The organism is Sporosarcina siberiensis (assembly GCF_042681925.1).
Lineage (GTDB): Bacteria > Bacillota > Bacilli > Bacillales_A > Planococcaceae > Sporosarcina > Sporosarcina siberiensis.
The window spans coordinates 110825-137176 of record NZ_JBHUGI010000006.1 but is presented as its reverse complement, the minus strand read 5'-3'; the positions used below and the strand labels follow the sequence as shown (position 1 = coordinate 137176).

General features: G+C 38.2%; 24 protein-coding genes. 4 read left to right on the top strand and 20 right to left on the bottom strand.

What is annotated here, in order from left to right; all coding sequences use genetic code 11:
* Positions 1–24: 24 nt before the first annotated feature.
* From pyk to ACFSFY_RS03590, 7 genes are all read right to left on the bottom strand, one after another.
* Entirely contained in the window at positions 25–1785 is a 1761-nt protein-coding gene (gene pyk, locus ACFSFY_RS03620) for a pyruvate kinase (RefSeq protein WP_381535804.1), read from the bottom strand.
* A gap of 20 nt (positions 1786–1805) precedes the next feature.
* Positions 1806–2765: a 6-phosphofructokinase gene (gene pfkA, locus ACFSFY_RS03615; RefSeq protein ID WP_381535803.1), complete on the bottom strand. Its 960-nt coding sequence runs from the start codon at positions 2763–2765 to the stop codon at positions 1806–1808.
* A gap of 41 nt (positions 2766–2806) precedes the next feature.
* Positions 2807–3760 carry an acetyl-CoA carboxylase carboxyl transferase subunit alpha gene (gene accA, locus ACFSFY_RS03610; RefSeq protein ID WP_381535802.1) on the bottom strand — a complete coding sequence of 318 codons (954 nt, stop codon included), beginning with the start codon at positions 3758–3760 and terminating at the stop codon, positions 2807–2809.
* Positions 3753–4622 (bottom strand): acetyl-CoA carboxylase, carboxyltransferase subunit beta, encoded by an 870-nt coding sequence (gene accD, locus ACFSFY_RS03605; protein ID WP_381535801.1) that lies wholly within the window; start codon positions 4620–4622, stop codon positions 3753–3755. Before accD ends, accA begins: the two co-directional genes overlap by 8 nt.
* Entirely contained in the window at positions 4619–5278 is a 660-nt protein-coding gene (locus tag ACFSFY_RS03600; RefSeq protein ID WP_381535800.1) for a FadR/GntR family transcriptional regulator, read from the bottom strand. The genes accD and ACFSFY_RS03600 overlap by 4 nt, the downstream gene beginning before the upstream one ends.
* A gap of 134 nt (positions 5279–5412) precedes the next feature.
* Positions 5413–8490: a DNA polymerase III subunit alpha gene (locus ACFSFY_RS03595; RefSeq protein WP_381535799.1), complete on the bottom strand. Its 3078-nt coding sequence runs from the start codon at positions 8488–8490 to the stop codon at positions 5413–5415.
* 19 nt (positions 8491–8509) lie between these two features.
* Complete coding sequence (locus ACFSFY_RS03590) at positions 8510–9448, bottom strand: DHH family phosphoesterase (protein ID WP_381535798.1); 939 nt, start codon at positions 9446–9448, stop codon at positions 8510–8512.
* 94 nt (positions 9449–9542) lie between these two features.
* Here ACFSFY_RS03590 and ACFSFY_RS03585 point away from each other — a divergent pair, with 94 nt between their 5' ends.
* Complete coding sequence (locus tag ACFSFY_RS03585; RefSeq protein ID WP_381535797.1) at positions 9543–9857, top strand: YtpI family protein; 315 nt, start codon at positions 9543–9545, stop codon at positions 9855–9857.
* Between the two features lie 41 nt (positions 9858–9898).
* Here ACFSFY_RS03585 and ACFSFY_RS03580 read toward each other — a convergent pair whose 3' ends face one another.
* Both ACFSFY_RS03580 and ACFSFY_RS03575 read right to left on the bottom strand, forming a co-directional pair.
* Positions 9899–11206: a DRTGG domain-containing protein gene (locus ACFSFY_RS03580; protein ID WP_381535796.1), complete on the bottom strand. Its 1308-nt coding sequence runs from the start codon at positions 11204–11206 to the stop codon at positions 9899–9901.
* 96 nt (positions 11207–11302) lie between these two features.
* Positions 11303–11983, bottom strand: a complete 681-nt coding sequence (locus tag ACFSFY_RS03575) for a metal-dependent hydrolase (protein ID WP_381535795.1) — start codon at positions 11981–11983, stop codon at positions 11303–11305.
* Positions 11984–12090: 107 nt separating this feature from the next.
* On the opposite strand from ACFSFY_RS03575, the gene ACFSFY_RS03570 reads away from it, so the two are divergent.
* Complete coding sequence (locus ACFSFY_RS03570) at positions 12091–13188, top strand: M24 family metallopeptidase (RefSeq protein WP_381535794.1); 1098 nt, start codon at positions 12091–12093, stop codon at positions 13186–13188.
* 47 nt (positions 13189–13235) lie between these two features.
* Here ACFSFY_RS03570 and ald read toward each other — a convergent pair whose 3' ends face one another.
* A complete protein-coding gene (gene ald / locus ACFSFY_RS03565) occupies positions 13236–14354 on the bottom strand; it encodes an alanine dehydrogenase (RefSeq protein WP_381535793.1) in 1119 nt (372 codons plus the stop codon).
* Between the two features lie 291 nt (positions 14355–14645).
* Here ald and ACFSFY_RS03560 point away from each other — a divergent pair, with 291 nt between their 5' ends.
* Positions 14646–15092, top strand: a complete 447-nt coding sequence (locus ACFSFY_RS03560; protein ID WP_381535792.1) for a universal stress protein — start codon at positions 14646–14648, stop codon at positions 15090–15092.
* A gap of 86 nt (positions 15093–15178) precedes the next feature.
* Here ACFSFY_RS03560 and ACFSFY_RS03555 read toward each other — a convergent pair whose 3' ends face one another.
* The 10 genes from ACFSFY_RS03555 to ezrA form a co-directional block, all read right to left on the bottom strand.
* A complete protein-coding gene (locus tag ACFSFY_RS03555; protein ID WP_381535791.1) occupies positions 15179–16090 on the bottom strand; it encodes a class I SAM-dependent methyltransferase in 912 nt (303 codons plus the stop codon).
* Positions 16091–16141: 51 nt separating this feature from the next.
* Complete coding sequence (tpx, locus tag ACFSFY_RS03550; RefSeq protein ID WP_381535790.1) at positions 16142–16648, bottom strand: thiol peroxidase; 507 nt, start codon at positions 16646–16648, stop codon at positions 16142–16144.
* A gap of 32 nt (positions 16649–16680) precedes the next feature.
* A complete protein-coding gene (locus tag ACFSFY_RS03545; protein WP_381535789.1) occupies positions 16681–17262 on the bottom strand; it encodes an RDD family protein in 582 nt (193 codons plus the stop codon).
* 12 nt (positions 17263–17274) lie between these two features.
* Positions 17275–18285, bottom strand: coding sequence for a signal peptide peptidase SppA (sppA, locus tag ACFSFY_RS03540; protein WP_381535788.1), 1011 nt, complete (start codon positions 18283–18285; stop codon positions 17275–17277).
* A 146-nt stretch (positions 18286–18431) separates the two neighbouring features.
* Positions 18432–19343, bottom strand: a complete 912-nt coding sequence (gene rarD, locus ACFSFY_RS03535; protein ID WP_381535787.1) for an EamA family transporter RarD — start codon at positions 19341–19343, stop codon at positions 18432–18434.
* 179 nt (positions 19344–19522) lie between these two features.
* A complete protein-coding gene (gene mbcS, locus ACFSFY_RS03530; RefSeq protein WP_381535786.1) occupies positions 19523–21094 on the bottom strand; it encodes an acyl-CoA synthetase MbcS in 1572 nt (523 codons plus the stop codon).
* Between the two features lie 166 nt (positions 21095–21260).
* Complete coding sequence (locus tag ACFSFY_RS03525; RefSeq protein ID WP_381535785.1) at positions 21261–21470, bottom strand: small, acid-soluble spore protein, alpha/beta type; 210 nt, start codon at positions 21468–21470, stop codon at positions 21261–21263.
* Positions 21471–21551: 81 nt separating this feature from the next.
* A complete protein-coding gene (gene thiI, locus ACFSFY_RS03520) occupies positions 21552–22754 on the bottom strand; it encodes a tRNA uracil 4-sulfurtransferase ThiI (RefSeq protein ID WP_381535784.1) in 1203 nt (400 codons plus the stop codon).
* Positions 22741–23886 (bottom strand): cysteine desulfurase family protein, encoded by a 1146-nt coding sequence (locus ACFSFY_RS03515; protein ID WP_381535783.1) that lies wholly within the window; start codon positions 23884–23886, stop codon positions 22741–22743. Before ACFSFY_RS03515 ends, thiI begins: the two co-directional genes overlap by 14 nt.
* Before the next feature lie 89 nt (positions 23887–23975).
* Positions 23976–25670 (bottom strand): septation ring formation regulator EzrA, encoded by a 1695-nt coding sequence (ezrA, locus tag ACFSFY_RS03510; RefSeq protein WP_381535782.1) that lies wholly within the window; start codon positions 25668–25670, stop codon positions 23976–23978.
* Between the two features lie 196 nt (positions 25671–25866).
* Here ezrA and ACFSFY_RS03505 point away from each other — a divergent pair, with 196 nt between their 5' ends.
* Positions 25867–26346, top strand: coding sequence for a GAF domain-containing protein (locus ACFSFY_RS03505; protein ID WP_381535781.1), 480 nt, complete (start codon positions 25867–25869; stop codon positions 26344–26346).
* Positions 26347–26352 lie beyond the last annotated feature (6 nt).

Below are 26352 nucleotides of genomic sequence, written 5' to 3'. Positions count from 1 at the left end.
ATTTTCGGAAGCAGCTCGGTTTTCTTAAAGAACGCTTGCATGGCCGTAATAGATTACACCTGATTCAGCATCCATGGTGATTTCACTTCCATGTGCGATTGTCTTCGTGGCATTTTCAACTCCAACAATTACCGGAATACCAAGACTCAGACCAACGATGGCTCCATGACTTGTTAAACCGCCTTCTTCTGTAATAAGTCCAGCACATTTTTCAATAGCTGGCATCATATCGCGATCAGATCCGTTCGTAACTAGAATTGCTCCTTGCATATCATGTTTTAAAGCTTCAGCAGCATTGTTTGCTACAATCACTCGTCCGAATGCTACGGTTTTCCCAATTCCTTGACCACGCGCAAGAAGGTCTCCAACAACATGAATCTTCATAAGGTTTGTTGTTCCCGCTTCGCCAACTGGAACGCCTGCTGTAATAATTACGATATCTCCGTGACTAATGTATTGATGTTTAATACTTTCTTCAATTGATTCTTCTAAAATCGCATCAATTGAGGTTACCTTTTGTCCAACAATGGGATAAATACCCCAGAACAGTGAAAGCTTCCTTGAATTCTCGTCTGATGAGGTTAAAGCAATAATCGGACATCCAGGGCGATATTTCGCAATCATTTTTGCGGTATGTCCACTTTGTGTAGGCGCTAAGATTGCTTTCACATTCAAGTTTATCGCTGTATAAGCTGCTGCTTGTCCAATCGCCTCTGTCATATTCCCTTGTTTCTCTCGACGACGAGTTGACACAACGGTACGATAGTCAATTGCATCTTCTGTTGTTCGTGCAATCCGGTGCATTGTTAGAACCGATTCTACGGGATATAATCCTGCCGCAGTTTCTCCTGATAACATTATCGCATCAGAGCCATCTAGGATTGCATTCGCAACATCACTCGCTTCCGCACGTGTTGGTCTAGGATTACGTTGCATTGAATCCAGCATTTGTGTTGCAGTAATTACTGGCTTACCTGCTTGGTTACATTTCTTAATCATTTCTTTCTGAACAAGTGGAACTTCTTCGGGTGGTATTTCTACACCTAAATCTCCTCGAGCAACCATTAATCCATCTGAAACCACTAGTATTTCATCAAGATTGTCGACACCCTCTTGGTTTTCGATTTTAGGAATAATATGCAGATGTCCCCCACCGTTATTTTCCAAAAGACTACGTATTTCCATAACATCTGAAGCACGCCTAACAAAAGAAGCTGCGATGAAATCCACTTCTTCTTTTATTCCAAAAAGAATATCTTCTGCATCTTTCTCCGTCATTCCAGGAAGTTGAACTGTTGCTCCAGGAACGTTTACACCTTTGTTATTGCTCAATGCACCTGAATTGACAATAAGTGTATGGATAAGTCCTTGAGCTATATCTTTGCCCGTTACTTCTAATTGAATTAATCCATCATCTAGTAGAATAACTGAACCTTTATCAACATCTTCAATTAATTTTTCATAAGTAACTGAGAACGTATTTACATCCCCAAGAACTTCTGTCATTGATATATTAATATGTTGACCCGTTTCAAGATTCAATTGACCATCTTTCATCGAATGTGTACGTATTTCTGGACCTTTTGTATCCAGTAAAATACCAACCACTTTATCTTTGCGTTTAGAAACTTCTTTTATTCGATCTATACGAATTTTATGCTCTGCATGATTACCATGGGAGAAATTCAATCGTGCAACGTTCATTCCTGCATCTATTAACTGTTCTAACATTTCTACTGATTCACTTGCTGGACCTATCGTACATACAATCTTTGTTTTCCTCATAGTATCGCCTCTTTTTTAAGTTATATTGATAATTCTTTTGATAATGTATACATAGACATATCCAACTCATGCAAGCCTTTAAAAACATCTTGCAAATCATAGTCTATTACAAGATGGTCCCTCATGCCAACTGCAACCCCGCTACGGCCCTCCATAAGGACTTCAACAGCTCTTGCACCGTATTGACTTGCAATTACACGATCACGCGCAGAAGGCGAGCCACCACGTTGAATATGTCCTAATACGGATACTCTCGTTTCAATATTGGCTTCTTTTTTTAGAATATCAGCAAGTTCATTCGCTGACATAACCCCTTCTGCAACAACAATAATACTATGTTTCTTCCCACGGCCCGTCCCACTCTTTAGTCGTTTGATGAGATCAGTAGAGTCAAACTTTTCTTCGGGTATTAATATTGTTTCAGCACCACCAGCAAGTCCTGCCCAAAGCGCTAAATCGCCGGCATTGCGGCCCATTACTTCAACTATAAATGTTCGTTCATGAGATGTTGCTGTATCTCTTATTTTATCAATCGCTTCAATAACTGTATTCAGTGCTGTATCAAAACCGATTGTAAACTCCGTACCATTAATATCGTTGTCAATTGTCGCGGGTACGCAAACACACGGTATTCCTAGCAGTGTAAGTTCTAGCGCCCCCATAAATGAACCATCTCCACCAATAACAACGAGCCCTTCAATTCCATGTAGCTTGATTTGCTCTACTGCTTTTTGGCGGCCTTCAAGCGTTCGAAATTCAGGTGATCGGGCAGATCTCAGTATTGTTCCACCGCGCTGTATAATATCGCCTACCGAACCCAGTTGTAAAAGTTCGATTTTTCCCTCGATTAAACCTTGGTAACCGTTTAAGACTCCCGCTACATCTAGTCCTTCATAAATCGCTTTACGAACAACTGCACGTACAGCAGCATTCATACCAGGTGCGTCACCGCCACTCGTTAAAACAGCAATTTTTTTCAAGTCAAATCACCTCATTTATCCATTGTGATTCTAATTCTTAACTACTCTGTAAATACACCCATCGCACGAAACTTATCATAACGATTCTCAACAAGTTGATCACTCGATAACTTCGTTAATTCTAACAGAGATTCTCTTAATGCTTCCCCAATAAATCCAGCTTGTTTGTTTGAATCACGGTGAGCACCACCGAGTACTTCGGGAATAATTTTATCGATAATACCCATTTCTTTTAGATGAGGGGCTGTAATTCGCATCGCTTCAGCAGCTTGTTTTGATAAACTTGGATCTTTCCACAAAATTGACGCTGCACCTTCAGGAGAAATAACTGAGTATGTAGAGTGTTCAAGCATATGGATATGATTGGCAACTCCTAAAGCAAGTGCACCACCGCTTCCACCTTCACCAATAACAATAGAAATAACAGGAACAGTCAAGCCGGCCATTTCAACTAAATTCCGGGCAATCGCTTCACTTTGTCCGCGTTCTTCCGCAGCCTTTCCTGGATACGCACCTTTTGTATCAATAAAACAAATGATTGGCCTTCCAAACTTCTCTGCCTGTTTCATCAATCTTAAAGCTTTTCGATACCCTTCAGGGTGTGGCATACCAAAGTTTCTTTTCACGTTTTCTTTTGTGTCTTTTCCACGTTGGTGCCCAATAACAGTTATTGGTGTATTTTCAAAGGATGCAATACCGCCCACAATCGCAGCATCGTCCCCATAATTTCGATCTCCGTGCAATTGAATGAAATCCTCAAACAACTCTGTAATATAATCTAATGTTGTTGGACGCTCAGGATGCCTTGCAACTTGAACGCGGTCCCATGGCTCCATATTACTATAAATATCGATTTCCAGTTTTTTTAATCGATCTTTTAATGTAATGATTTCTTCGGACAAATCAACAGTCGAACTCGAAGTGAATTCCTCAAGCTCATTAATTTTTTCTCTAAGACGAACAACTGGTTCTTCAAATGAAAGTGTTTTACTCATTTTTGCTGGCTCCTTTCAAATGAAGTCTAAGAATTTTAGATAATGTTTCCTTCATTTCTTTCCGGTGAACGACTGCATCTAATTGTCCGTGTTCAAGAAGAAACTCTGCAGTTTGAAAATCTTCAGGTAATTTCTCCCTAACCGTTTGTTCAATCACTCGTCTGCCCGCAAATCCGATAAGCGCTTTAGGTTCTGCAATATTAATGTCACCAACAGAAGCAAAGCTTGCAGAGACACCACCCGTTGTAGGATATGTCATGACAGAAATGTATATTAATTTGTTTTCAGAATGACGATTCAGCGCAACACTAGTTTTCGCCATTTGCATGAGTGACAAAACACCTTCTTGCATGCGAGCACCACCACTAGCAGTAAATATAATGACTGGAATCTTAAGTTCTGTTGCTTTTTCAATCGCACGTGTTATTTTTTCTCCAACAACCGATCCCATCGATCCCATACGAAAATGAGAATCCATAATTGCTATTGCAATTTTATGACCATCAATTTCACCAATACCTGTTAGGACTGCTTCATTTAACCCTGTTTTCTTTGCGTCTGATTCAACTTTTTCTGTATAGGCAGGAAAATTTAGTGGATTTTCTGTTTTAAGATGATCATCCATTGATTTGAAGGTTCCTACATCAAAAAGATGATCAGCTCTTTCGACCGCTGTCATCCGGAGATGATGATCACATTTGGGGCAAACTTTTAACTCTTTCACTAATTCCTTCGTCAAGATAATGTTTTTACACTCCGGACATTTAGTCATAATTCCTTCAGGAACATCATGTTTCCCATTATTAGAAGGTATTTTAGTCGTTTTATTTTTCTTGTTTTTCATGAAAATATCACGAATCATTTAAAGGTTCCCTCACTTTCGTCCTCAACTAGTTCAATCCATTTTGTATAGGCCTCTAGTGCCGCTTGCTCGTTCCCAGTAGAAATAGATTGAAGCAATTCCGAGACAAGTCCATTTTCTACTAGACATGTCATTCTATCAAATGGTACTTTACTGTATTGTTTCAATAAAAACCAAATTCTTAAGGATAATCTATTTCCAGTCGCTACAATCATTTCGCGTATAACGTCTTCGCGCAGCACTTCTCCATCCTCTACAATTTTATAGAGTAAACTTTCCCATACAGGTAATTCCCTAAGGTTCACGGCATTACAAACCGTTTGAATAGCTGCAACCTCATGTATTCTTCGATTTTTAATCACATCATTTATGGAATCTGGTTGCTGCATAATGAATTCTGCTAATACATCCACCAGCTTATGTTTACGGAAATCAGTTAGAAATGTTCCATCCCCACGCCGCGTTTCAATCAAGCCGAGCAGTTCAAGACTTCGAAGAGCTTCTCTAATAGTCGATCTCCCTACTTGCAGACGTTCCGCTAGATCACGTTCTGATGGAAGTCGGTCGCCAGCTTTAATACCCTCTTCTGATATAAGCACCTTAAGCTCTCCAACGATATCAAGAAACATTTTCGATGACGGCTTTACATTTTCCATACATAAACCCCTCTAGAATTAGTAGTACCGAAAAGTGGTCTGACCACTTCTGTATTTAAGCATACAGAAATTAAGACGCTTCGTAAAGTGATAGCTAATTTAAATAATTCTATATATTATAATCGTATCCACCGCTATACATCTTTAATTCTTTGGGTGAGGATTTGCACCGGCCCTCTTTTAGTCTCTATTACTCCTTGCAAAGAAATCATTTTCATTTCTACAAGTAATTTATTTGATGTCGCATACTCTTTTGGAAATACCGTACAAGAAATTGTTCCGGTGTCGTCTTGAATGGAAACGAAAGCCATAGATTCACCTTTTTTAGTACGGATGCGTTTGATTTCTGATATTAAGCCGATAATCGTTACAGTATCCCGGTCTTTCATTTCAGAAAGGGATGAAACATCATTGTAGTTTTCCCCAATTGTTTTTTTAACTTCTGCAGCAGGATGCTCTGACAAATAAAAACCAAGTACTTCTTTTTCATATTCAAGCAACATCATCCTTGGCATAATGCCTCCTGGTGAATATTTAGGACTTGCAACAGAGTGCATGACTCCTGATAGTAAGTCGTCAGCATCACCCGGACGTATAAAACGTGCATGAGAAATTGCGGCATCTATTGAGGCGAGAAGGATTGAGCGAGTTTTATTAAATTCGTCCAGTGCCCCAGCCTTTATAAGTGAGCTAATTACTTTTTCAGTAAACAAATCTCCCCCGAGTGAAACGGCGAAATCGAACATCGAATTCCATTTGTGCCCTGCTTTCCGGGCTTCATTCAATTCTTGATAAAAAGATGGTGTTATCCCTTTAATAGAGCCTAATCCAATACGAATTGAAGAATTTTGGACGGTATATTTATATTTACTCCTTTTAATCGATGGCGCAAGAAATTCAATACCATGATTCTTAGCTTCTTGAATCAAATCGATTACTTTCTCGTCATTTCCGGAAATCGATGAAATAAGAGCCGCATAAAAGTAAGCAGGTTCATGAGCTTTTAAATAAGCAAGACGATAAGAAATTAAAGAGTAGGCAACCGCATGACTTTTTGGAAACCCATAATCTGCGAACTTTACGATTAAGTCGTAAATATCATTCGCTTCTTTTTCAGACAACCCCTTATTCACAGCACTTTTCGTGAAATGAATTCGTTCCTCATTTAAAATATCACGTTTCTTTTTACTAATCGCACGCCTTAAAAGATCTGCCTCCGCCATTGAAAAACCAGCTATTTCTACAGCAATTTGCATAATTTGTTCTTGATAAACAATTACGCCATATGTTTCTTCCAAAACAGCGCCGAGTAATGGATGAATGTATGTAATTTTCTCAACACCATTTTTTCTTTTATTATATATAGGTATATTATCCATCGGACCTGGTCGGTATAATGCATTGATTGCAAATACATCTTCAAAACGAGTAGGCTGTATCAACTTGAGCGCAGCTCGCATTCCGCTCGATTCAAACTGAAAGATTCCTATTGTATCGCCATTTCTAAAAACCTCAAATGTCTTTTCATCATCAAGAGGTATTTTTTCAAATTCAATTTTAACGCCTTTATCAAATGAAATCATCGTCCGAATACGTTCAAGTAATGTTAAATTTCGAAGACCTAAAAAGTCCATTTTCAGCAGTCCTTGTTCTTCTACATCATTCATGGGCCATTGAGTCAGAAATATTCCATTACTACCACTTTGAAGTGGAACTGTTTCAACAAGTGGTTTAGGAGATAATATAACACCCGCAGCATGTGTCGAAGCATTGCGTGGTAACCCCTCAAGTGAATGTGCAGCCTCAAACCATTGACTTCGAATTGGATCCAGCGCTATCCAGTCGCGGAGCTCCCTAGACTTTTCAACAGCATCTCTAAACGCACTTTCATTAGTATTTGCAATTGCTTTTGAAAGAAACGACATCTCTTCATTAGAAAACCCAAAAACACGAGCAACATTTCGAGCAACAGCACGAGCAGATAGGGTTCCAAAGGTTATGATTTGTGCAACGTAATTTTTTCCATATTTATTTGCAACATATTGAATTACTTCTTCGCGCCGATTATCCGCAAAGTCAATGTCAATATCCGGAAGAGTTATACGTCCTGGATTAAGAAAGCGTTCAAATATAAGTCCGTATCGAATAGGATCCACATCTGTTATCCTGAGGGCGTAAGCGACCAAAGAACCTGCCGAAGAACCCCGTCCTGGACCCGTTAAAATCCCGTTTTCAGATGCAAAACGCATGAAATCTTCAACAATTAAAAAATAATCGGTAAAACCCATTTCTTCAATTACCGACAGCTCATATTTAAGCCGTTTTTCATAAGTTGCATCCAATTCGCCCATTCGATTCGTTAAACCGCTCAGACAATTCTTTTGCAGTAAAGCGACTGTACTTTCACCTTCAGGGACTGGGAAGACCGGCATAAGTGTCTCACCCGGTGGGAACTCTGCCGTACATGATAAAAGTACACTCGACATATTTGAAAGCCATTCATTTTTATCAACAAACCATTCATTTAACTCTTGTTCCTCAGGAAGATATGCATTTTCGTACAAGCTCTTATTTTCCTTAGGATCATTAAGCTTAGTTCCTAAACGTATTGCTTCAGCAACTTTGTAATTAAATGAATCTTTAGGTTCAATGAATCGCGCCTCATAAACGGCCACGACATGAATATTTAGAGTACTAGCTATCTGTTCGATTTGTTGCTCATCGATATGCTTTAGACCGCTTGTTCTTGCTATTCCTATGAAAACGGCTTTCTCGTCGATACCGCTTACTAATCGACGGAACGTTTCTTCACTCCTAAATTCATCCCAAGATGGATCTGTCATCGGAAGGATAAAAATACAGCCGGAACTATAGGCATTAAGCCAGTGGAGTGGAATCATTTCTGATTCTCCAATAGAAATCGCACTGCTAATCTTCAACAAGTTCCGATACCCTTCATCATCTTTTGCATAAATATAAGATAATACGGCTTTTCCATCCCCAATATCAATAAATGCAGATAATCCAATTACTGGATGAATATCGTATTTCTTCATTGTAAGACAGAATGAACGGACACCATATAATTTCGAATTCACGATAGCAGCAGCACGAGCCCCTCTCCTTTTCAGAAGAGGGGCTAGATGATTTAGTTTTATTATTCCACGCAAAAGATCTGCACCCGTAACTAGTTGCGGATAGACAAGTGTCATCAATTTCCCTCCGCCCGATTTATTTCTTACAAACCCCTTTTAGCTTACTTATTACTTCATCTGCCTCTTCCCATGAGTGAACAGATGCACCTGAAGCAAGTGGATGACCACCTCCACCATATTCTGCGGCCAGTGTGTTAATAACAGGTCCTTTAGAACGTAATCGAACTCGAATCTGATCCTCTTCTTCAATAAATATCAGCCAGGCACAAATCCCCTTAACGTCTCCAAGTGAGCCTACAAGTTGTGATGTTTCAGAAGCTGTCACATTAAACCTAGCTAATGTTTCACTGTCTAGCTTTATAAATGCAGCACCATTATCATCCATTTCGAAGTTTTGATATATATGACCTTGTAAATGAAGGAGCTTTCGATCTACTTCGTACATACCCGCAAATAATTCGGCTCGATTAAAATCATATTTAATAAGCTCGCTCGCCAATTCAAACGTTCGCTCTGTTGCACTTGGAAACATGAATCGACCTGTGTCTCCAACAATTCCAGCAAATAAGAGCCGCGCTGCATTATCCGTCATTTTCCAATCATTTGTTTTCTGGCCTTCTTTGAAAAGGGCCGTTATCATTTCTGAAGTCGAGCTCGCAGTCGTGTCCACCCAACTTAAATCTCCATAAGGATCCACGTCTGGATGATGATCTATTTTCATAATGAAAGCACTATCCATATAATACTCACCATCAATCCGTTCTGTATTTCCAGTGTCCGTAATAATAACCAATGCATCCTTATAGTGTGAGCGTTCAACAGAATCTAGCCTTGCAAGATATGATAAGGATTCTTCATGCTCACCAGCAGCATAAACCTCTTTCGTTGGATAGTTCTCTAAAATAAGCTCTTTCAATCCAATTTGTGAACCATATGCATCCGGATCCGGTCGTACGTGTCGAAGGATTATTATTTTGTTGTATTTTTCAATTGTGTCAATGATTTGTCTTTTCATACTCAAATTCCCCCATACCTCAATATATTCTAGTCGCAATCTACCACAAAAGCCTCTACAATGAAGGAAGTTATGTAATCAATGGAGGGCTTTTATGTTTAATTTAATTTTTGTGTTTTTCATTATCGTTTCAGCAGTCTTTTATCTTTATTTCAAGACGAGACAATTTCGTACAACCTATATGCTCCCGATCCGTAAAAAGATGTACGCAGGAATGGCAGGCGCTTCACTTGGAGTGTTGCTGATTTCTTTCGGATTGAATCAGTTTACTTTGGACGTTGGAATTACAAGGTATATAATCGCCGCAGTTTTTATACCACTAGGCTTATATGTATCCGTTAATAATTACCGCAGATATAAACACTATAATCGTTTTGTTGTCGAAGAAGCTGAACTGAATCAAAACTGATGCATATTACATGCATCAGTTTTTCTTTTTCTCCACTATTTCTAACGTTCAAATAGTTGATACATTACCATTGCCTTTGCAATAAGTTCTCCTTCGCTTAAAATGTCAAAGTCTACTTTGACAAGACGACGACTCATATGTAAAATTCTTGGTTCAACTCGAACTACACTACCCAATTGGACATGTTTTATAAAGTATAAAGTCATATTTTCAGGTACACTTTCACCACGTTTATGAAGTTTGATTGCTCGATTTCCAGCATCCGTTAATAAAGTTGTCATTGCGCCATATGATAAAGAACCGAGTTCATTTGTCAGCTGGGGAACAACAATAAATTGAATCGCATATGGGTCATCCGAAACAATCTCCATTTGGTTTTTCACAATATCATCATTTGTTTCACCCTGTTGAGGTTGTCGTTGTGCCATTTGGAAAGCTTTCAAAACATCTTGTCTACTAATAATTCCAGCGAGCGTGCCTTTTTCCGTAATGACAGGTATTAAGTCCAAACCTTCCCAAATCATACTATGGCCAGCAGAAGCTACACTTGTTTTTTCGGTAACTGTTATAGGATTCCGAGTCATTACTTTCCGAATTTGTTCATCATCAGACCTTCCAATAACATCACGGGACGTAACAATACCAATTAACTTTCCGGATTTTTCGATAACAGGATAGCCTGAGTGTTGGGATTCTTTATTCACCCTATTGAAGTCACTCACATGATCGGTTGACTGCATAACAATCGTTTCAGAAAACGGTGTCAAAATATCTTCTGCAAGTAAAATCTTTTTCTCAATCAATTGGTCAAAAATTGCTCGATTTAACATTGTCGCTACAGTAAACGTGTCATAGCTTGTGGAGATAATTGGGAGTTCAAGCTCGTCTGCAATCTTTTTTGCTTCATCGGACGCGTCAAAACCACCCGTGACAAGTACAGCCGCACCAGCTAATAATGCAGTTTCATGAGCTTTCAAACGGTTCCCTACAATTAAAAGATTTCCAGCATCTATGTAACGCATCATATCGTCCAATTGCATTGCACCTATTACAAACTTCGTCAAGGTTTTATACAAGCCATCTCTTCCACCAAGGACTTGTCCGTCAACAATATTCAACACTTCGGCAAAAGTCAGCTGTTCAATATTATCTCTTTTTTTCTTTTCAATTCGAATTGTTCCTACACGTTCAATCGTGTTTACAAGCTTCCTGTTTTCAGCTTCTTTTATTGCACGATAAGCCGTTCCTTCGCTCACTGAAAGAGCACGCGCAACCTGTCGTACGGATATTTTCTCTCCAACAGAAAGCCCTTTTATATACCGAAGTATAAGTTCATGCTTGGTAGCCATCTCTTCACCTTTTCCTTATCATAACCTATATCTATTCTACCATAAATACTCAAAAATAACGGTCTAGAGATGTTTCGTTCCCCCTAGACCATTATCTTATATCTCGAACGAATCTCCTGCCTCCATTATCTTCACTTCATGATCCGTGACAAGTTCTTTAAATACTTGTGGATCTTGTTCAATTGGAGGAAATGTATTGAAATGGACCGGGATTGTAAGCTTAGGATTTATAAGTTTAACTGCTTGTGCTGCATCTTCTGGCCCCATCGTAAAATTATCTCCGATAGGAAGAAAAGCTACATCAATCGAATGTTGTCTTCCAATCATCTCCATATCTCCAAAAATCGCAGTATCGCCTGCATGATAGATTGTTTTTCCTTCAGCCGTGAAAAGAATTCCTGCTGGCATTCCCGTATAGATTATTTCATTATCATCTGTTGTATAAGAAGAACTGTGGAAGGCTTGCGTAAATTTTACGGTTCCAAATTCAAACTCTTTCGAACCTCCTAAATTCATACCGTGTGTTCTTAAACCTTGCCAACCTAAATACACAGCCAGTTCGTTTGGTGCAATGACAAGTGCGTCGTTTGCTTTTGCTAATTCTACCGTGTCTCCCACATGGTCATTATGCCCATGAGTTAATAAAATGATATCCGGTTTTTCATTTTCAACAATAAGATCTGTTAACTTATTTCCTTTAATAAATGGATCTATTAAGATCATATGATTCCCCGTCTTTATTTTTACTATTGAATGGCCGTGATACGAAATATGCATATTATTTTCCTCCTAAAGTTTTCATTCATAACTTACAATTTTCGCTCTTTATACGAAAAACCCTCTTTTCTGCTATAATGTAATTAGTAAAAGAGAGGGGTAATAATTTGAATAAGGTTGAAGTAATCCAAAACTTTTTACGAAATGAAAATCTAGATGCTGCATTTATCACAACACCCGACAATGTTTTTTACTTGACTGGGTTTAGTAGCGATCCACATGAACGTCTTCTTGGTGTAATGTTATTAAAAGATGCGGAACCGTTTATTCTCTGTCCTTTAATGGAAGTTCCGGACGTAAAAGCAGCGGGCTGGAAGTTTGAAGCAGTTGGACATGCCGATACAGATGACGCTTGGGACATCCTTGTTAATGCCGTCAACACTCGCGGATCTGCCCCAACTTCAATTGCAGTTGAAAAGTCACATTTAACTGTCGAACGATTGGAACGTATGAACGAGCTCTTTCCAGAGGCTTCATTCTCTAGGATCGATGAACAACTAAACAATATGCGGGTAATTAAAGATGAGTCTGAACTTGTTCATCTGCGTAAAGCAGCAGAACTTGCTGATTACGCAGTTGAAATCGGTTGCCGCGAAATTGCTGAAGGCAAAACTGAACTTGAAGTACTTATGGCAATTGAGTTTGAGTTAAAGAAAAAAGGCGTTCAAAAAATGGCGTTTGATACAATGGTACTTTCTGGGCCCAAAACGGCATCACCTCACGGAACACCTGGTGACCGTAAAATCCAAAAAGGCGACTTCATATTATTTGACCTTGGAGTTGTTTACAATGGCTACTGCTCGGATATTACACGAACTGTTGCGTTCGGTGAACCAACCGAAGCCCAACGTGAAATTTATGAGACTGTTAGACGCGCTGAGCAAGCCGCAATAGAACTTGTTCGACCTGGTGTTAAAGCATGTGAACTTGATAAAGTCGCTAGAGATGTAATTACTGATGCTGGCTTCGGTGAGTATTTTACACACCGTCTTGGTCATGGACTTGGTATTTCAGTACATGAATATCCTTCGATTACAGGAACAAATGAATTTGTTCTTAAAGAAGGTATGGTATTTACAATCGAACCAGGAATTTACAATCCAGAAATTACAGGAGTCCGAATCGAGGATGATGTAGTAGTAACTTCTGATGGTGTAGAAGTACTTACAAAGTTCCCGAAAGAATTGCAAATAATTCAACCATAAATAATAGAGTCCATCCACAAGTAACACGTGGATGGACTCTATTTAAATTATCTATTTAACAATGATTCCGCAGTAACATACTCAAGGCCTTGAGCTTCAGCTACAGCTTGATAAGTAACATGACCATCGTAAGTGTTAAGACCTTTTTGGAGAGCAAGATTGCCTAGAAGTGCTTGTTTAAAGCCTCTGTTTGCAATTTGCAGCGCATAAGGAACAGTAGTATTTGTAAGACCCATTGTTGCAGTACGCGGAACTGCACCTGGCATATTTGCAACAGCGTAATGAACAACACCATGCTTCTCATAAGTCGGCTCATCATGTGTTGTGATACGATCAGATGTTTCGAAAATTCCACCTTGGTCAATTGCGATATCCACTAGAACTGAACCTGGTCTCATCGATTTTACCATTTCTTCAGAAACAAGTTTTGGTGCTCTCGCTCCAGGAATAAGAACCGCTCCAACAACTAAATCAGCATCTCTTACTGCTTCTGCAATATTAAATGGATTTGAAACGAGTGTTTGAACATCGTTTCCGAACAACTCTTCTAATTGGCGCAAACGATCTGTCGACAAATCAATTACAGTTACATGTGCACCCATACCAATTGCTACACGTACTGCATTTGTTCCGGCCATTCCGCCACCGATAACTGTAACTTTACCACGAGATACACCAGGGATACCACCTAGAAGAATACCTTTTCCACCATTCGTTTTCTGAAGGAATTGAGCTCCAATTTGTGTTGCCATACGACCTGCGACTTCACTCATTGGTGCTAAAAGAGGAAGGGTATTATTTGGTAGTTGAACAGTCTCGTATGCAATTGCTGTTACTTTCTTTTCAAGTAAAGCGTTCGTTAAGTCCGTTTCTGGAGCAAGGTGGAAATAAGTGAATATGATTTGCCCTTCACGGAAATATTGAAATTCAGAAGCTTTCGGCTCTTTAACTTTCATTACCATTTCTGTATTCCATGCTTCTTCAGCAGTTTGTACGATTACTGCACCAGCTTCAATATACTCATCATCCGTGAAACTTGAGCCTAGTCCTGCACCCGATTGAATGAAAACTTCATGGCCAGATGATTTTAAAGTGAAAGCTCCAGCTGGCGTCATTGCTACACGATTTTCATTGTTAAGTATTTCTTTAGGAACACCAATACGCATAATAATATACCCTCCCGTTAATCGATTAATTAGTTGGTTCAGACAATTTACATCGTCGTCACCAATGCTATTCCATTTTAGCAGATACAATCTAAATATGCTTGTTTTACAAGAATCTCTTAGTATAGTAAAACTCCTACACAGTAACCAACCATTATCATTTACCTGTTCTTTCAATTCTTGTAACAATTTTGTCAATAATGGTGAATATATTTTATTCATTTAAAGGATTACTTATAGCTTTTATAGAAGTAGTACATATAACTAATAATAAGAATGGAGAGAATACACATGACATTACAATACAACCAAATTCTCGTAGCAATTGACGGTTCAAAAGAATCCGAATGGGCATTTAAAAAATCAGTAGCTATTGCAGCACGAAATAATGCTACTTTGAATCTTGTAAACATTATTGACACGCGCTCTTACGCAGCTGTTGAAGCGTATGATCGTTCGATTGCTGAACGTGCACAGAAATTTGCAGAAGAGCTTCTAGGGAAATACAAAGTTGAAGCAGAGGCAACTGGACTTAGCAAAGTAAATGTTGTTGTAGATTATGGTTCACCTAAAACTATGATCGCTCGTGACATCTCTAAGAAGCTGAACATCGATTTAATCATTTGTGGAGCAACAGGTTTAAACGCAGTAGAACGTTTCTTAATCGGTAGCGTTTCAGAGAACATCGTTCGATCTGCAAAATGTGATGTTCTAGTAATCCGTACACCTGAAGAATAATTTTCATGAAATATACAAAAGATTGGCCGACACCAGATATGTTCTGGTGTCGGCCAATCTTTTTTTGGACAATTTTTGCAGACTGATTATTCGGCTACCCATATATCTATTTTTTGCAGGAATAATGCCATCGCATGTTTGTCTTTCATATTTGGAACTTTTGCCAGTAATACTTCTGGTGTTGCTTTCATTTCTGGGAAAGGCTTTCTTAAAATCAAAATACTTTTTGCATGTGAAGCATTTTTAAATAAAGATTCCGGTAACTGTATTACCGCCCTGATAATAGAATGTTCTTTTAAAAACGGATGTAAATTCTTCGATTGTTCAGAGTCAAACAGATTCTCAGGAACAATAAATAATGCATGACCACCCGGCTTTGTATGATTCATCGTTTGTTCGATGAATAAATGATGAGCATATGCGTGTCCGGTAGCCGGCATTAATTTAAAGTTTAATCCGTTTTCATCATCTGGATAGAATCCAACTGGTAAATCACATATTGCGATATCTACTGGATCAATTAGTAGTGGACGGAGTGCATCTTGAATGAGAAAGGATACAGGCTGCTGCAATAATTCACCAGTAACCGCAGAAAGTCTGACGAGTAATTCATCGATTTCTACAGCACTCGCCACGATTTCTCCCTCGACCGCGTTCATAACTGTATAAAGTAAGTTACCTGTACCTACAGCAGGATCAAATATCGTAAATGTTTCTTTGTCCTTCGTAAGCTTCTCTACAATATGCCCTAGTAGCATTCCGATTGAATCCGGAGTCATTTGGTGATGCGGTTGCGCAGATTGTTGCATGCCTTTTAACACCGCAAGTTGAATACCACGGCGAATCTCTTCTTTCGTGACGTCTCCGCTTAATTCTGGTATTTGTTTTCCCGATAACCAAAGTTCACAAGCTTCAATAATTGCTTCCAAATACAGAACCTCAGTGGATTCTGTATATGTATCTATAAACGAAAATATATTTTCAATATTTGTTTTCATTGTCATCCCTCGATTAACAAAACCCACTCGTCTCCGAATGGGTTTTCATTATTATTTAGTTAATTCTTTTACAGCTGAAAGTGCTTTATCGTAATCAGGATGGTCCGTTACTTCAGAAACATATTCAACATACGTTACTTTATCGTCCTTATCAATTACGAAAACCGAACGTGTAAGCAATCGAAGTTCTTGAATAATCGTTCCGAAAGCTTCACCAAATGATAAGTCGCGATGATCTGATACTGTTTGAACGGCATCGATTCCTTCTGCCGCACACCATCTTGCCTGGGCAAATGGAAGATCAACAGAAACCGTAAGTATTTGAACATCATCGCCAAGTGCTGCTGCTTCTTCGTTGAATTTCCGAGTTTGTGCTGAGCATACACCCGTATCAATCGAAGGTACCACACTAATTAGACGTACCTTACCTTTTGAATCTGATAATTTAACTTCACTTAAATCATTCGCAAGTACAGAGAAATCTGGTGCAGTGTCTCCTACTGTAACTTGTGTACCGAGCAATGTAACAGGATCGTTATGAAATGTAACTTTAGTCATTAAAAAACGCCTCCCTTTCAATACTAATCTTACTAAACTACTGCCCCTTCATGCAACTGTCCGGCTTTCTGGCCAGTACTTATATTTCCAACTTTATCAAAAGAATTCTCATGAATGACGTATGTGTCTGCAAAAAGATCATGAAGCGCTTCTTTTCTTGGCATGAAAATAGGGAGTAAATAGGGAAATAAAAGAGTTTTAGAAATAAATCTTCCAAATACTTCTCTAAAAATGACCGTACTCCACATAAGTTTCACACCTTCTTTAGGAACTACTTTAATTCCTAAAATCATTTTGCCAACGGTTTGATGTAAAAACTTTGTCATTAATAAAAAGTAAACAAGAAATAATAATAGAGCCGTTATTTTGTACGTGTTAAAAAACAAAAAGATTGGACTTGACACCGAAACATCCAATGCTCTAAAAACCGGTTTAATAAAGAGACCACTGAGTGCGTAAACTACAAGCACATCTATAGAATACGCCCAAAACCGTATCCAAAATCCCGCTATTTTTGGCCGATACTGATTGGTTTCACTCGATTGATTGTACGGTTTATTCAAATCGATGGGCATTTCAGCCGGATTCAGCTGATGTTCATTGTATTCCGACATAGGTACCCCTCCTTATTTATCACCATATAAATACATCATTCTTGGAGCACTGTGATTCGATAATAATTTCCCTATTATTTCAGACTCCATATTACCACCAAACATAGACTTGGCTTTTAATCCGAAAAGGGAAACAATACTTTCATTCATCGTATATTCAAAGACAGTAGCATCCTCAAGTTCATAATCTACTTTCATCGCAGCAATTACATCAGCGGCTTTTCCATAATCATCCGCAAGACCCGCTTCGATTGCTTGACGACCATTTAAAATACGGCCATCTGCGACCTTTTTAACGTCCGCTTCGCTCATTTCGCGACCATCCACAATGATGTCAACAAAACGTTGGTATGAATCATTAATCATTTCTTCGAGCATCACACGTTCTTCTTTTGTCATTTCACGATTTCCGCTCATTATATCTTTGTATGGACCTGTTTTAATTGTATTGAAACGAATACCGTATTTTTCTGCCAGACCTGAGTAATCCATGCTTTCCATTATTACTCCAATAGATCCCGTAATTGTCTCACGATTAACGAATATTTTTTCAGCTGGTGCGGCAACATAGTATCCTCCCGAAGCAGCCATTCCTCCCATGGAAACATACAGCGGAATACCTTCTTCTTGAATAGCAAGTAAACCATCGTAAATATCAGCAGATTCCACTACTCCACCACCAGGGGAATTGACACGAAGAATCACACCTTTTATAGTGTCATCCTCAACAATATCCGTTAGTTGACTCATAAAAAATTGGTGATTATAACCCATTCCGCCAAATAGCGGGTTCACTCCTCCTGTATCTTGAATGACACCATCCAAATTCAGTACTGCAATTTTGTCTTTTCCGATTCCATCTTCAATAATCGTTTCGTTATAACCCGAAATTGATGTGGATGCAAATTCATCTAACATACTCGAAAAGTCCCTTGTAAATAAAAACGATAACGAGTTTACACCTATTGATACAAATACAAGTGCTGCTGTTACGATGATAGCTATCCATCGTTTTATTGTCATTGAGTATTCCTCCTTTTAATCCTTACATTACTTTATACGTATATGCTCACCTAAATGTTTCACCGAATACCAAAACTAGTATAACTCATTCCATTGAACTGTACATTTCGCAGAATGAATACTTATTTTAATAAATGAAGCCAGTCTTAATTCAAACGGACCTTCTTCTTTGCTTTAATCGCTTCAACAACCTTAGATGTTGTAAATACAAGTAGTGCAGTCCATATGAATGCAAAAGATATGAAATCTATTTTACCGAACGTCTCCCCATATATAATAACGCCAAGAAAAAGCATCATTGTTGGGGCAATATATTGCAGAAAACCTATCATATAAAGAGGTATTCTTTGCGCTCCTTTTGCAAACATAACTAAAGGTAAAGCCGTAGCAATACCTGTAACAATGAGTAAGATATCGGTCTTTAGATCAACGTGTAAAAATGCAGACTGTTTATTCCAAAATAGCCATATGTAAAATCCCAGTGCAAACGGCGTTATAAAAAGAGTCTCAATTGTCATTCCACGGAGCGCATCCAGCTTGATTTGCTTTTTAAGAAGACCGTATACGGCGAAAGTGATGGCGAGTACGAATGCAATCCACGGAAACTTCCCGTATGAGATTGTTAAAACCATTACCCCTACTGCAGCTAATAAAAAAGCAAGTTGTTGTGCTCTAGATAGTTTCTCCTTCAAGAAGAAAACACCTAATAACACAGACACCAACGGATTTATATAGTAACCTAAACTGGTTTGAACAAGAAGATCATGATTTACAGACCAAATAAATAAAAACCAATTACCTGAAACAAGAAACGAAGCAGAAACAAGATACCAAAAATCACGTTTTGAACTCCATAACGCTTTTAAATCTTCAAGTAAATAACGACCATTCTTCATTAGTAATACAAGTAAAAGCGTCATCACAAACGCCCAAATAATTCGACTTACTAATATCTCACTACTCGTAACATGTCCTAGACTTTTCCAGTATATTGGTAGGAACCCCCAAATAGTATACGCCCCAATTGCCCATAGGACACCGCTTTTCTCTGTATGCATCACGACATCCCCTTATATTTAGCAAACCGAAATAGTACACTCAGTATAAACGGTTAATATCTATTCGTAAAGCAAGTGTTGACATTCCTACAAAACCCTTTCAAGGTGAAATCTATATAAAAAAACCATTTTTAAAGACTAGTATTTCCCAGTCTGTAAAAATGGTCGTATCGTTCAACTCAATTCTGTTCTCTTTTACGGAGTTCAACACGCATTATTTTACCAGATGCTGTTTTGGGTAATTCATCCATAAATTCAATCTCACGAGGATATTTATAAGGAGCGGTTAGCTGCTTAACATGATCCTGCAGTTCTTTTATGAGTCCAGGATTATCTTTTTGAGCTGGATCACGTAAAACCACGAATGCTTTTACAATATTGCCTCGAACTTTATCCGGACTTGCAATTACGGCACATTCACGAACAGCAGGATGTTTCACAAGTGCATCTTCTACTTCGAACGGCCCAATTGTATAACCAGAACTAATAATAATGTCATCGCCTCTGCCTTCAAACCAAAAATAACCATCTTCATCAATTCTTGCTCGGTCACCTGTTATATAATATTCTCCACGAAACTGCATAGCCGTTCGTTCTGGATCTTTTAAATATTCTTTAAATAAAGCAGGTGTTGAAACATGAACTGCAATATCACCTGTTTCACCCGGAATGGATGGAAGCCCAAAATCATCAATTACTTCAACGCGATTCCCCGGAGTGGGTTTTCCCATTGAACCCAATTTTGCATCCATTCCAAGCATGGTTCCAACAAGTAACGTATTTTCGGTTTGACCGTAGCCATCTCTTACTTGTAAGCCAAATATTTTTTCGAAAGTCTCTATGACCTCACGGTTAAGCGGTTCTCCTGCAGAGACAGCACTTCTAATAGAAGATAAATCATAACTCTGCAAGTTTTCTTCGGATGCGATAAAACGATATTCTGTCGGCGTACAACATAAGACATTCACTTCGAATTGACCTATAAGATTCAAGTAAGTCTCTACATCAAATTTCCCATCATAGACTAAACCCGTCGCACCACTTCCTAAGACAGAAAGAAACGGTGTCCAAATCCACTTCTGCCAACCGGGAGCAGCAGTAGCCCACACGACATCCCTCTCTTCAATTCCAAGCCAACTAGCACCCGTTGTTCTGAGATGAGCATATCCCCAACCATGTGTGTGAACAACGCCTTTTGGTTTTCCTGTAGTTCCAGATGTATAGGACAAGAAAGCCATATCAGAACTATTTGTTTTTGTCATAGAAAACTCTTTCGAAGCATTTAGCATTAAGTCCGTTAAAGATAATTGATTCTCTTCTGCCTTACCTATAATAAACACTTGAACATCCTTCAAGTTTTCAACTTCACTAAATTGATTTGAAAATGCTTCATAAGCAACAATCGCTTTAGCATCGCTATGTGCTAGACGGTAATCGATATCCGTTGGTCGAAGCATTTCTGAACTCGGTATGACTACAAGTCCCGCTTTAAGTGCACCGATATAGGTGACATAAGCCTCAATCAGGCGTGGAACCATCACTAATACGACGTCCCCTTTTTTAAGTCCCTTTTCTATAAATACATTTGCGGCTTTATTTGCTGAAATCATCAGCTCTTCATATGTAATTTCTTTCTTCTCACCCAATGAATTTATATATATCAATGCTTTCATATTGGATCCTGTTGCATATTTTTCAAATTCGCTCACAAGGTTATATTGTTCTGGTGCAATGAGATTTTCACTATTCATTATATTTCCCCCTTTACTCTATTCGTTCATTATACAAGGACCGCTCTAATAAACATAATATATTTTGTTAATTCAACATTAGCTTGTTGAAAAATCTGAATTACTTATACAATATAACAAAAGCTGTTCCGGGAAAAACCCGAAACAGCTTTTTGTTACTTTTTAATTATTTGTTTTGATATCCGCTCATTTGTTGCTGGGCTTGTCGAACTAATCGCTTTGTAATTTCTCCGCCGACGGATCCGTTGGCACGCGACGTTGCATCAGGTCCCATTTGTACGCCAAATTCTGCTGCAATTTCGTTCTTCATCTGATCAAGTGCTTGTCGTACACCTGGAACTACAAGCTGGTTTGAGTTGCTGTTGTTGTTTGGCATCATTAACACCTCCTTGTGAATATAGAATGTACAATTTCGGAAATTTCATGCGGAGGCATCAGATGGTAATTTTTTCATTGATTACAGAAGATCATCAAATAGATCATCTTTTTTAAGTGGTATGTCATATATGGCTCGATTTTGAACGGCTTCATCTATCATCGGTTCAAAATCCGTAAAACTTTCATAAAAATTCACTTTTTCAAGTTTCGGCTTTGTTTTCGGTTTAGAAGGCGTGAAAATTGTACAACAATCTTCATATGGTCTTATTGAGATATCATAAGTGCCAATCTTTTTAGCCATATCAATGATATCAAGTTTGTCTTCAGCAATAAGTGGCCGCAAAATCGGCGTTGCTGTCACTGCATTGATTGTTGTAAGACTCTCCAACGTTTGACTTGCAACCTGTCCTAAACTTTCTCCTGTAACAATTCCTAATGCATTTATTTCAGCTCGGACTTTGTCTGCAATTTGCAACATCATTCTTCGAGTTGTTGTCATTGAAGTGTTTTCAGGTATTTTATCAGCAATTGTTTGTTGAATTTGAGTAAACGGTATTACATGCAATCGCACTGTTGATCCAAAAAAACATAATTTCTCTGCAAGGTCAATAACCTTTTGTTTTGCCAATTCGCTTGTAAATGGCGGACTTTCAAAATGGATAGCATCTATAGACACTCCACGTTTCATCATAAGATAACCTGCCACTGGACTGTCAATACCTCCAGATAACATCAGCAACGTTTTCCCATTCGATCCGACTGGCATTCCACCTGCACCATAATGTATATTAGCAGTAAGGAATGCACCTTCATTTCTAATTTCGACTAATAACATAATATCGGGTTTTTTCATTTGGACAATGAGTCCCGGAAACTTTTGCAATACATGTGATCCAATTTTTCGCTGTAACTCGCCTGTGTCCAACGGAAATGTTTTGTCTGTTCGTTTTATTTCAACTTTAAATGTTTTTCCATTCGTTTCACCTGAACCAACTACTTCAATTGCTCTTGCATAAATTGCTTCCAATGTTGACTCACATTTCGCTACAGGACTAAATGATTGAATACCAAAAACAAACGGCAACCTTTCAATCGCTTGTTCCATGTCACGAGGGTCATCCGCAAGTAAAAACATGCGATCTCGTTCCGATTTTAGTACAACTGTTGGAAGGTCACTTAAGACGGCTGTAATATTCTTTTTTAATTTTCTAACGAAATAACTTCGATTCCGTCCTTTTAATGATAATTCTCCATAACGGATTAATAATTCATTCCATATCATTTGTTTTTCCCCTTCCAAGCAATTTCATGAACTTATTAAAAACGTTATTAAATTCAAGAATCTCTTCTTCAGTATTATTTTTTCCAAAACTAATTCGAATAACTCCTTGTTTAAAGTGCTCTGGTAATTGCACCTCTTCTATAACATGACTTGCACGTCCACTTTTCGATGAACAAGCACTGGAAGTTGATAATGTGATTCCGTTTTCTTGAAAGAAATTTACTGCGATTTCACCTTTTATTTTAGGGAAAGCAATTGCCAAAATATGAGGTGCACCCGCATCCTCTGCAAGTATTAGAACATCATCGAATTTTTTTATGTGATTAATAATAAGGTTTCGCCAATTTAAATAAGAATTCGTTTTATTTTCTGATGAAATTAATCTCATTGCTTTAGCAAAGACAGCCGCATTCGGCACGGATACAGTTCCATTACGATGGCCATTTTCTTGTCCGCCTCCAAAACTAACCGCATGAATGACGAGTCCTTTTCTTAGTGCAAGTAATCCCGAACCTTTCAAACCATTTATTTTATGAGCTGAAACTGTGATTGCATCGGGACCCATTCCCGCTAAAGAAATCGGTAACCTCCCGTAACTTTGTACCGCATCAGAATGAAAGACAGCTCTTGAGTTTTCTTTAATTATTTTCGCGAATTCCACAATTGGCTGGATCGTCCCAATTTCATTATTGACATGCATAATGCTCACGAGTATTGTGTTTTTTCTGATTTTCTCTTTTAATTCTAACGGCGAAATTAATCCTTGCTTATTACACGTCAAATAGTCAATTTCAAATCCCTTTTTTTCTAGATAGACCATTGCGTTTAGTACAGAAGGATGTTCTATACGAGTCGTAATGATATGACTGCCTTTTGCATGATTTGCATAAGCCAAACCGATAACGGCTAAATTATTTGCTTCTGTACCTCCTGAAGTGAATATTATTTCACACTCAGGCGCATCTAAAAGGGATGCTATTTGTTTTCTAGATCGCTCAAGTAGGTTCTCAGCATTTTTTCCAGCTAGATGTAAAGATGCTGGATTCGCATAATATTTTCTGTTCGCTTCTACAAATGCCGCTAACACTTCTTCACTAGGTACTGTCGTTGCTGAATTGTCTAAATAAATCATCCTTACAGATCCTTCCATAGTATATCCATAATAGGCGTAACAAAGCCACCTGCATTCATTCTGCCGGTGGCCATAGTTAACTCAATTAATTAATGAACGCTCTCTTTTACAAGTTCTTCAATACGCTTCATTGCACCCGGCTCCACATGCTCTACTGCAGTTGCAGCTTCCTCCAATGCTTTAGCATACCGGAACTGTCTAAATGATTCCTCTGCTTCAAGCAATCGAACATGCATTTCCGGATTCGAGGCGCGGTAACGATTACCATATTGAATAATCCATTCGATTAGCATGACGTTATCAAGTAATTCTTCAACTTTTTCTGCCACTTCATCAACAGACTTCTCAGCATTATCTAAATAGGAGTTTGCCAAATTCATATTTAATGGAACTTCCTGTAAGCTTTGTGTCACAATATATATTTGTTCTTCAGCCTCTTCCAGCCTTGCATCCATATCGTCTGGAATTCCAGGAATATTTCCCTTATGAAGCATCCGATCTGTATTTTGCAGTTTACGAGATAATTCACCTAATTTTGTACGTACGCTATTTTCATCTATACGTAAATTTTCAATTCGATGTGCAAAGCTTTCTCGTTCATCTGCAACATTTTCCATAATGGCAGCAATCTCTTGCAACTCAACTTGAAGACTCGAAAAAGCAGAGGCTTCTTCTTCAATTCTTGATGAAAGAACTTCAAATCTCTTATGGACTGCTTCAAGTTTCTTAAGTGCTTCTTGTGGAATTTGTGCTTCAGTTTCATTAAGTCTATAACTTTGTTGAACAAATGCAGCTTCATCGGAGGTTTCTCGAGTTATACGTATTAATTGCGACAGCTCTTCTCCGTAATACTCGTAATTTGCATCTACATAACGTTTTGCATTCACTTCATTTTCAAGGGCATCATAAAAAGAATCAATTCGATCATTTATTTCATTCGTGTTTTGTTGGTAAGATTTGATTTCGAGTTCAGCCATTTTATATAGCATATCCTGAATCTCATTTTCAATTTCATCCAGTTTTTTTTCTAACTCCAGATGTTTTAAGTAGTACGATTGTTCTTCCATTTCTCGAATACCATTTCTGAGTTCACGGATTGAAGAAGGTATCTTATTTTGCAATTCGGATAGTAGTGATGGTATTTCATGAATAAGCGAAAAAACATGTTCTCCATTTTCGGTTAATGAAATCACAATTTCACGAGCTAATAAGTAATTCCCATTTTCGGTAAGTTCATCGTATTCCTTAAACTTTGGATTGAATGATTCCAATTCTCTTTCCAATGGACCCACAGTAATTCCAAAAGAATGTTGGTGAGCAAGTATAGTTTTACGCGCTGCACGATATTGTTCTTGAAGCTTTTCCATTTCTATACGATTTTTCTCTTCACTACCCACAAGCTCATCTAGTTCCGTTAATATTGATGTCATTCTCTCATCACAAAAACGGATCTTTGCTTGAATATCTTTCTCGATTTCCGATGCCTTCTTAAAACGGAAACGATCTACTGTATCTTCAGCATCAAAGAGAAGAGTATCAATTTTCGGCATATGTTCATCCATAATCTCAGTCCATTGATTTCTCCACCGCTCAAATTTCTCTTCCGTTTCCCCTGTCATATTCAACTGTTTTATTTTCGTCATTTCTTCAAGTATTGGTTTGTGTTGGATTTGCGATTTTTCTTTTTCTAATCTATTAATTTCTCTTATATGTTTACGCCTGAATAAAAAGGCAATTATCGTTAAGATTATGAGTGCAATAACTGCAAAAATTATGTATTTCATCGTGGTCCCCCTATTCAAGTGTCGAAGCATCAATATACTAACCTTTATAATACCACGTTCAGATAAATTTAGTTACGAAAAAGAAAGTTTTTTAGGGAATCCTGCGTATAATCATCAATTCATTCTCAATTCATTGATTCTCCTTCATCTGAACTGTATACTTTAGACATATATTATAGATGAAGAGGTGTTGTATTTGTTTACAAAATTAGATTACGCTAAAGATATCACAGAGCAATATAGTCAGCTTACCAGCCAGCTCGACGCACTTCTTACTGGTGAAAAGAACATGTATGCAAACTTAAGCAATACTTCAGCTTTATTAAATCAATTCTTCGACCGAATCAATTGGGTCGGATTTTACCTAATGGATAATGATGAACTTGTCCTTGGACCTTTTCAAGGTTTACCAGCTTGCATTCGAATCCCGCTCGGTAAAGGGGTTTGCGGAACTGCAGCTCAGACGAAAGAATCCATCATTGTACCTGACGTAAACGCATTTCCAGGACATATTGCATGTGATGCAGCTTCTCAATCCGAAATAGTGATTCCTATAGTTAAGAATGGAACAACTATTGGCGTTCTAGATATTGACAGTCCTGAATTGGATCGTTTTAATGAAGATGATCGTATTGGACTTGAAAAGATTATTGACGTGCTTATTAAGCACATATAATAGAAG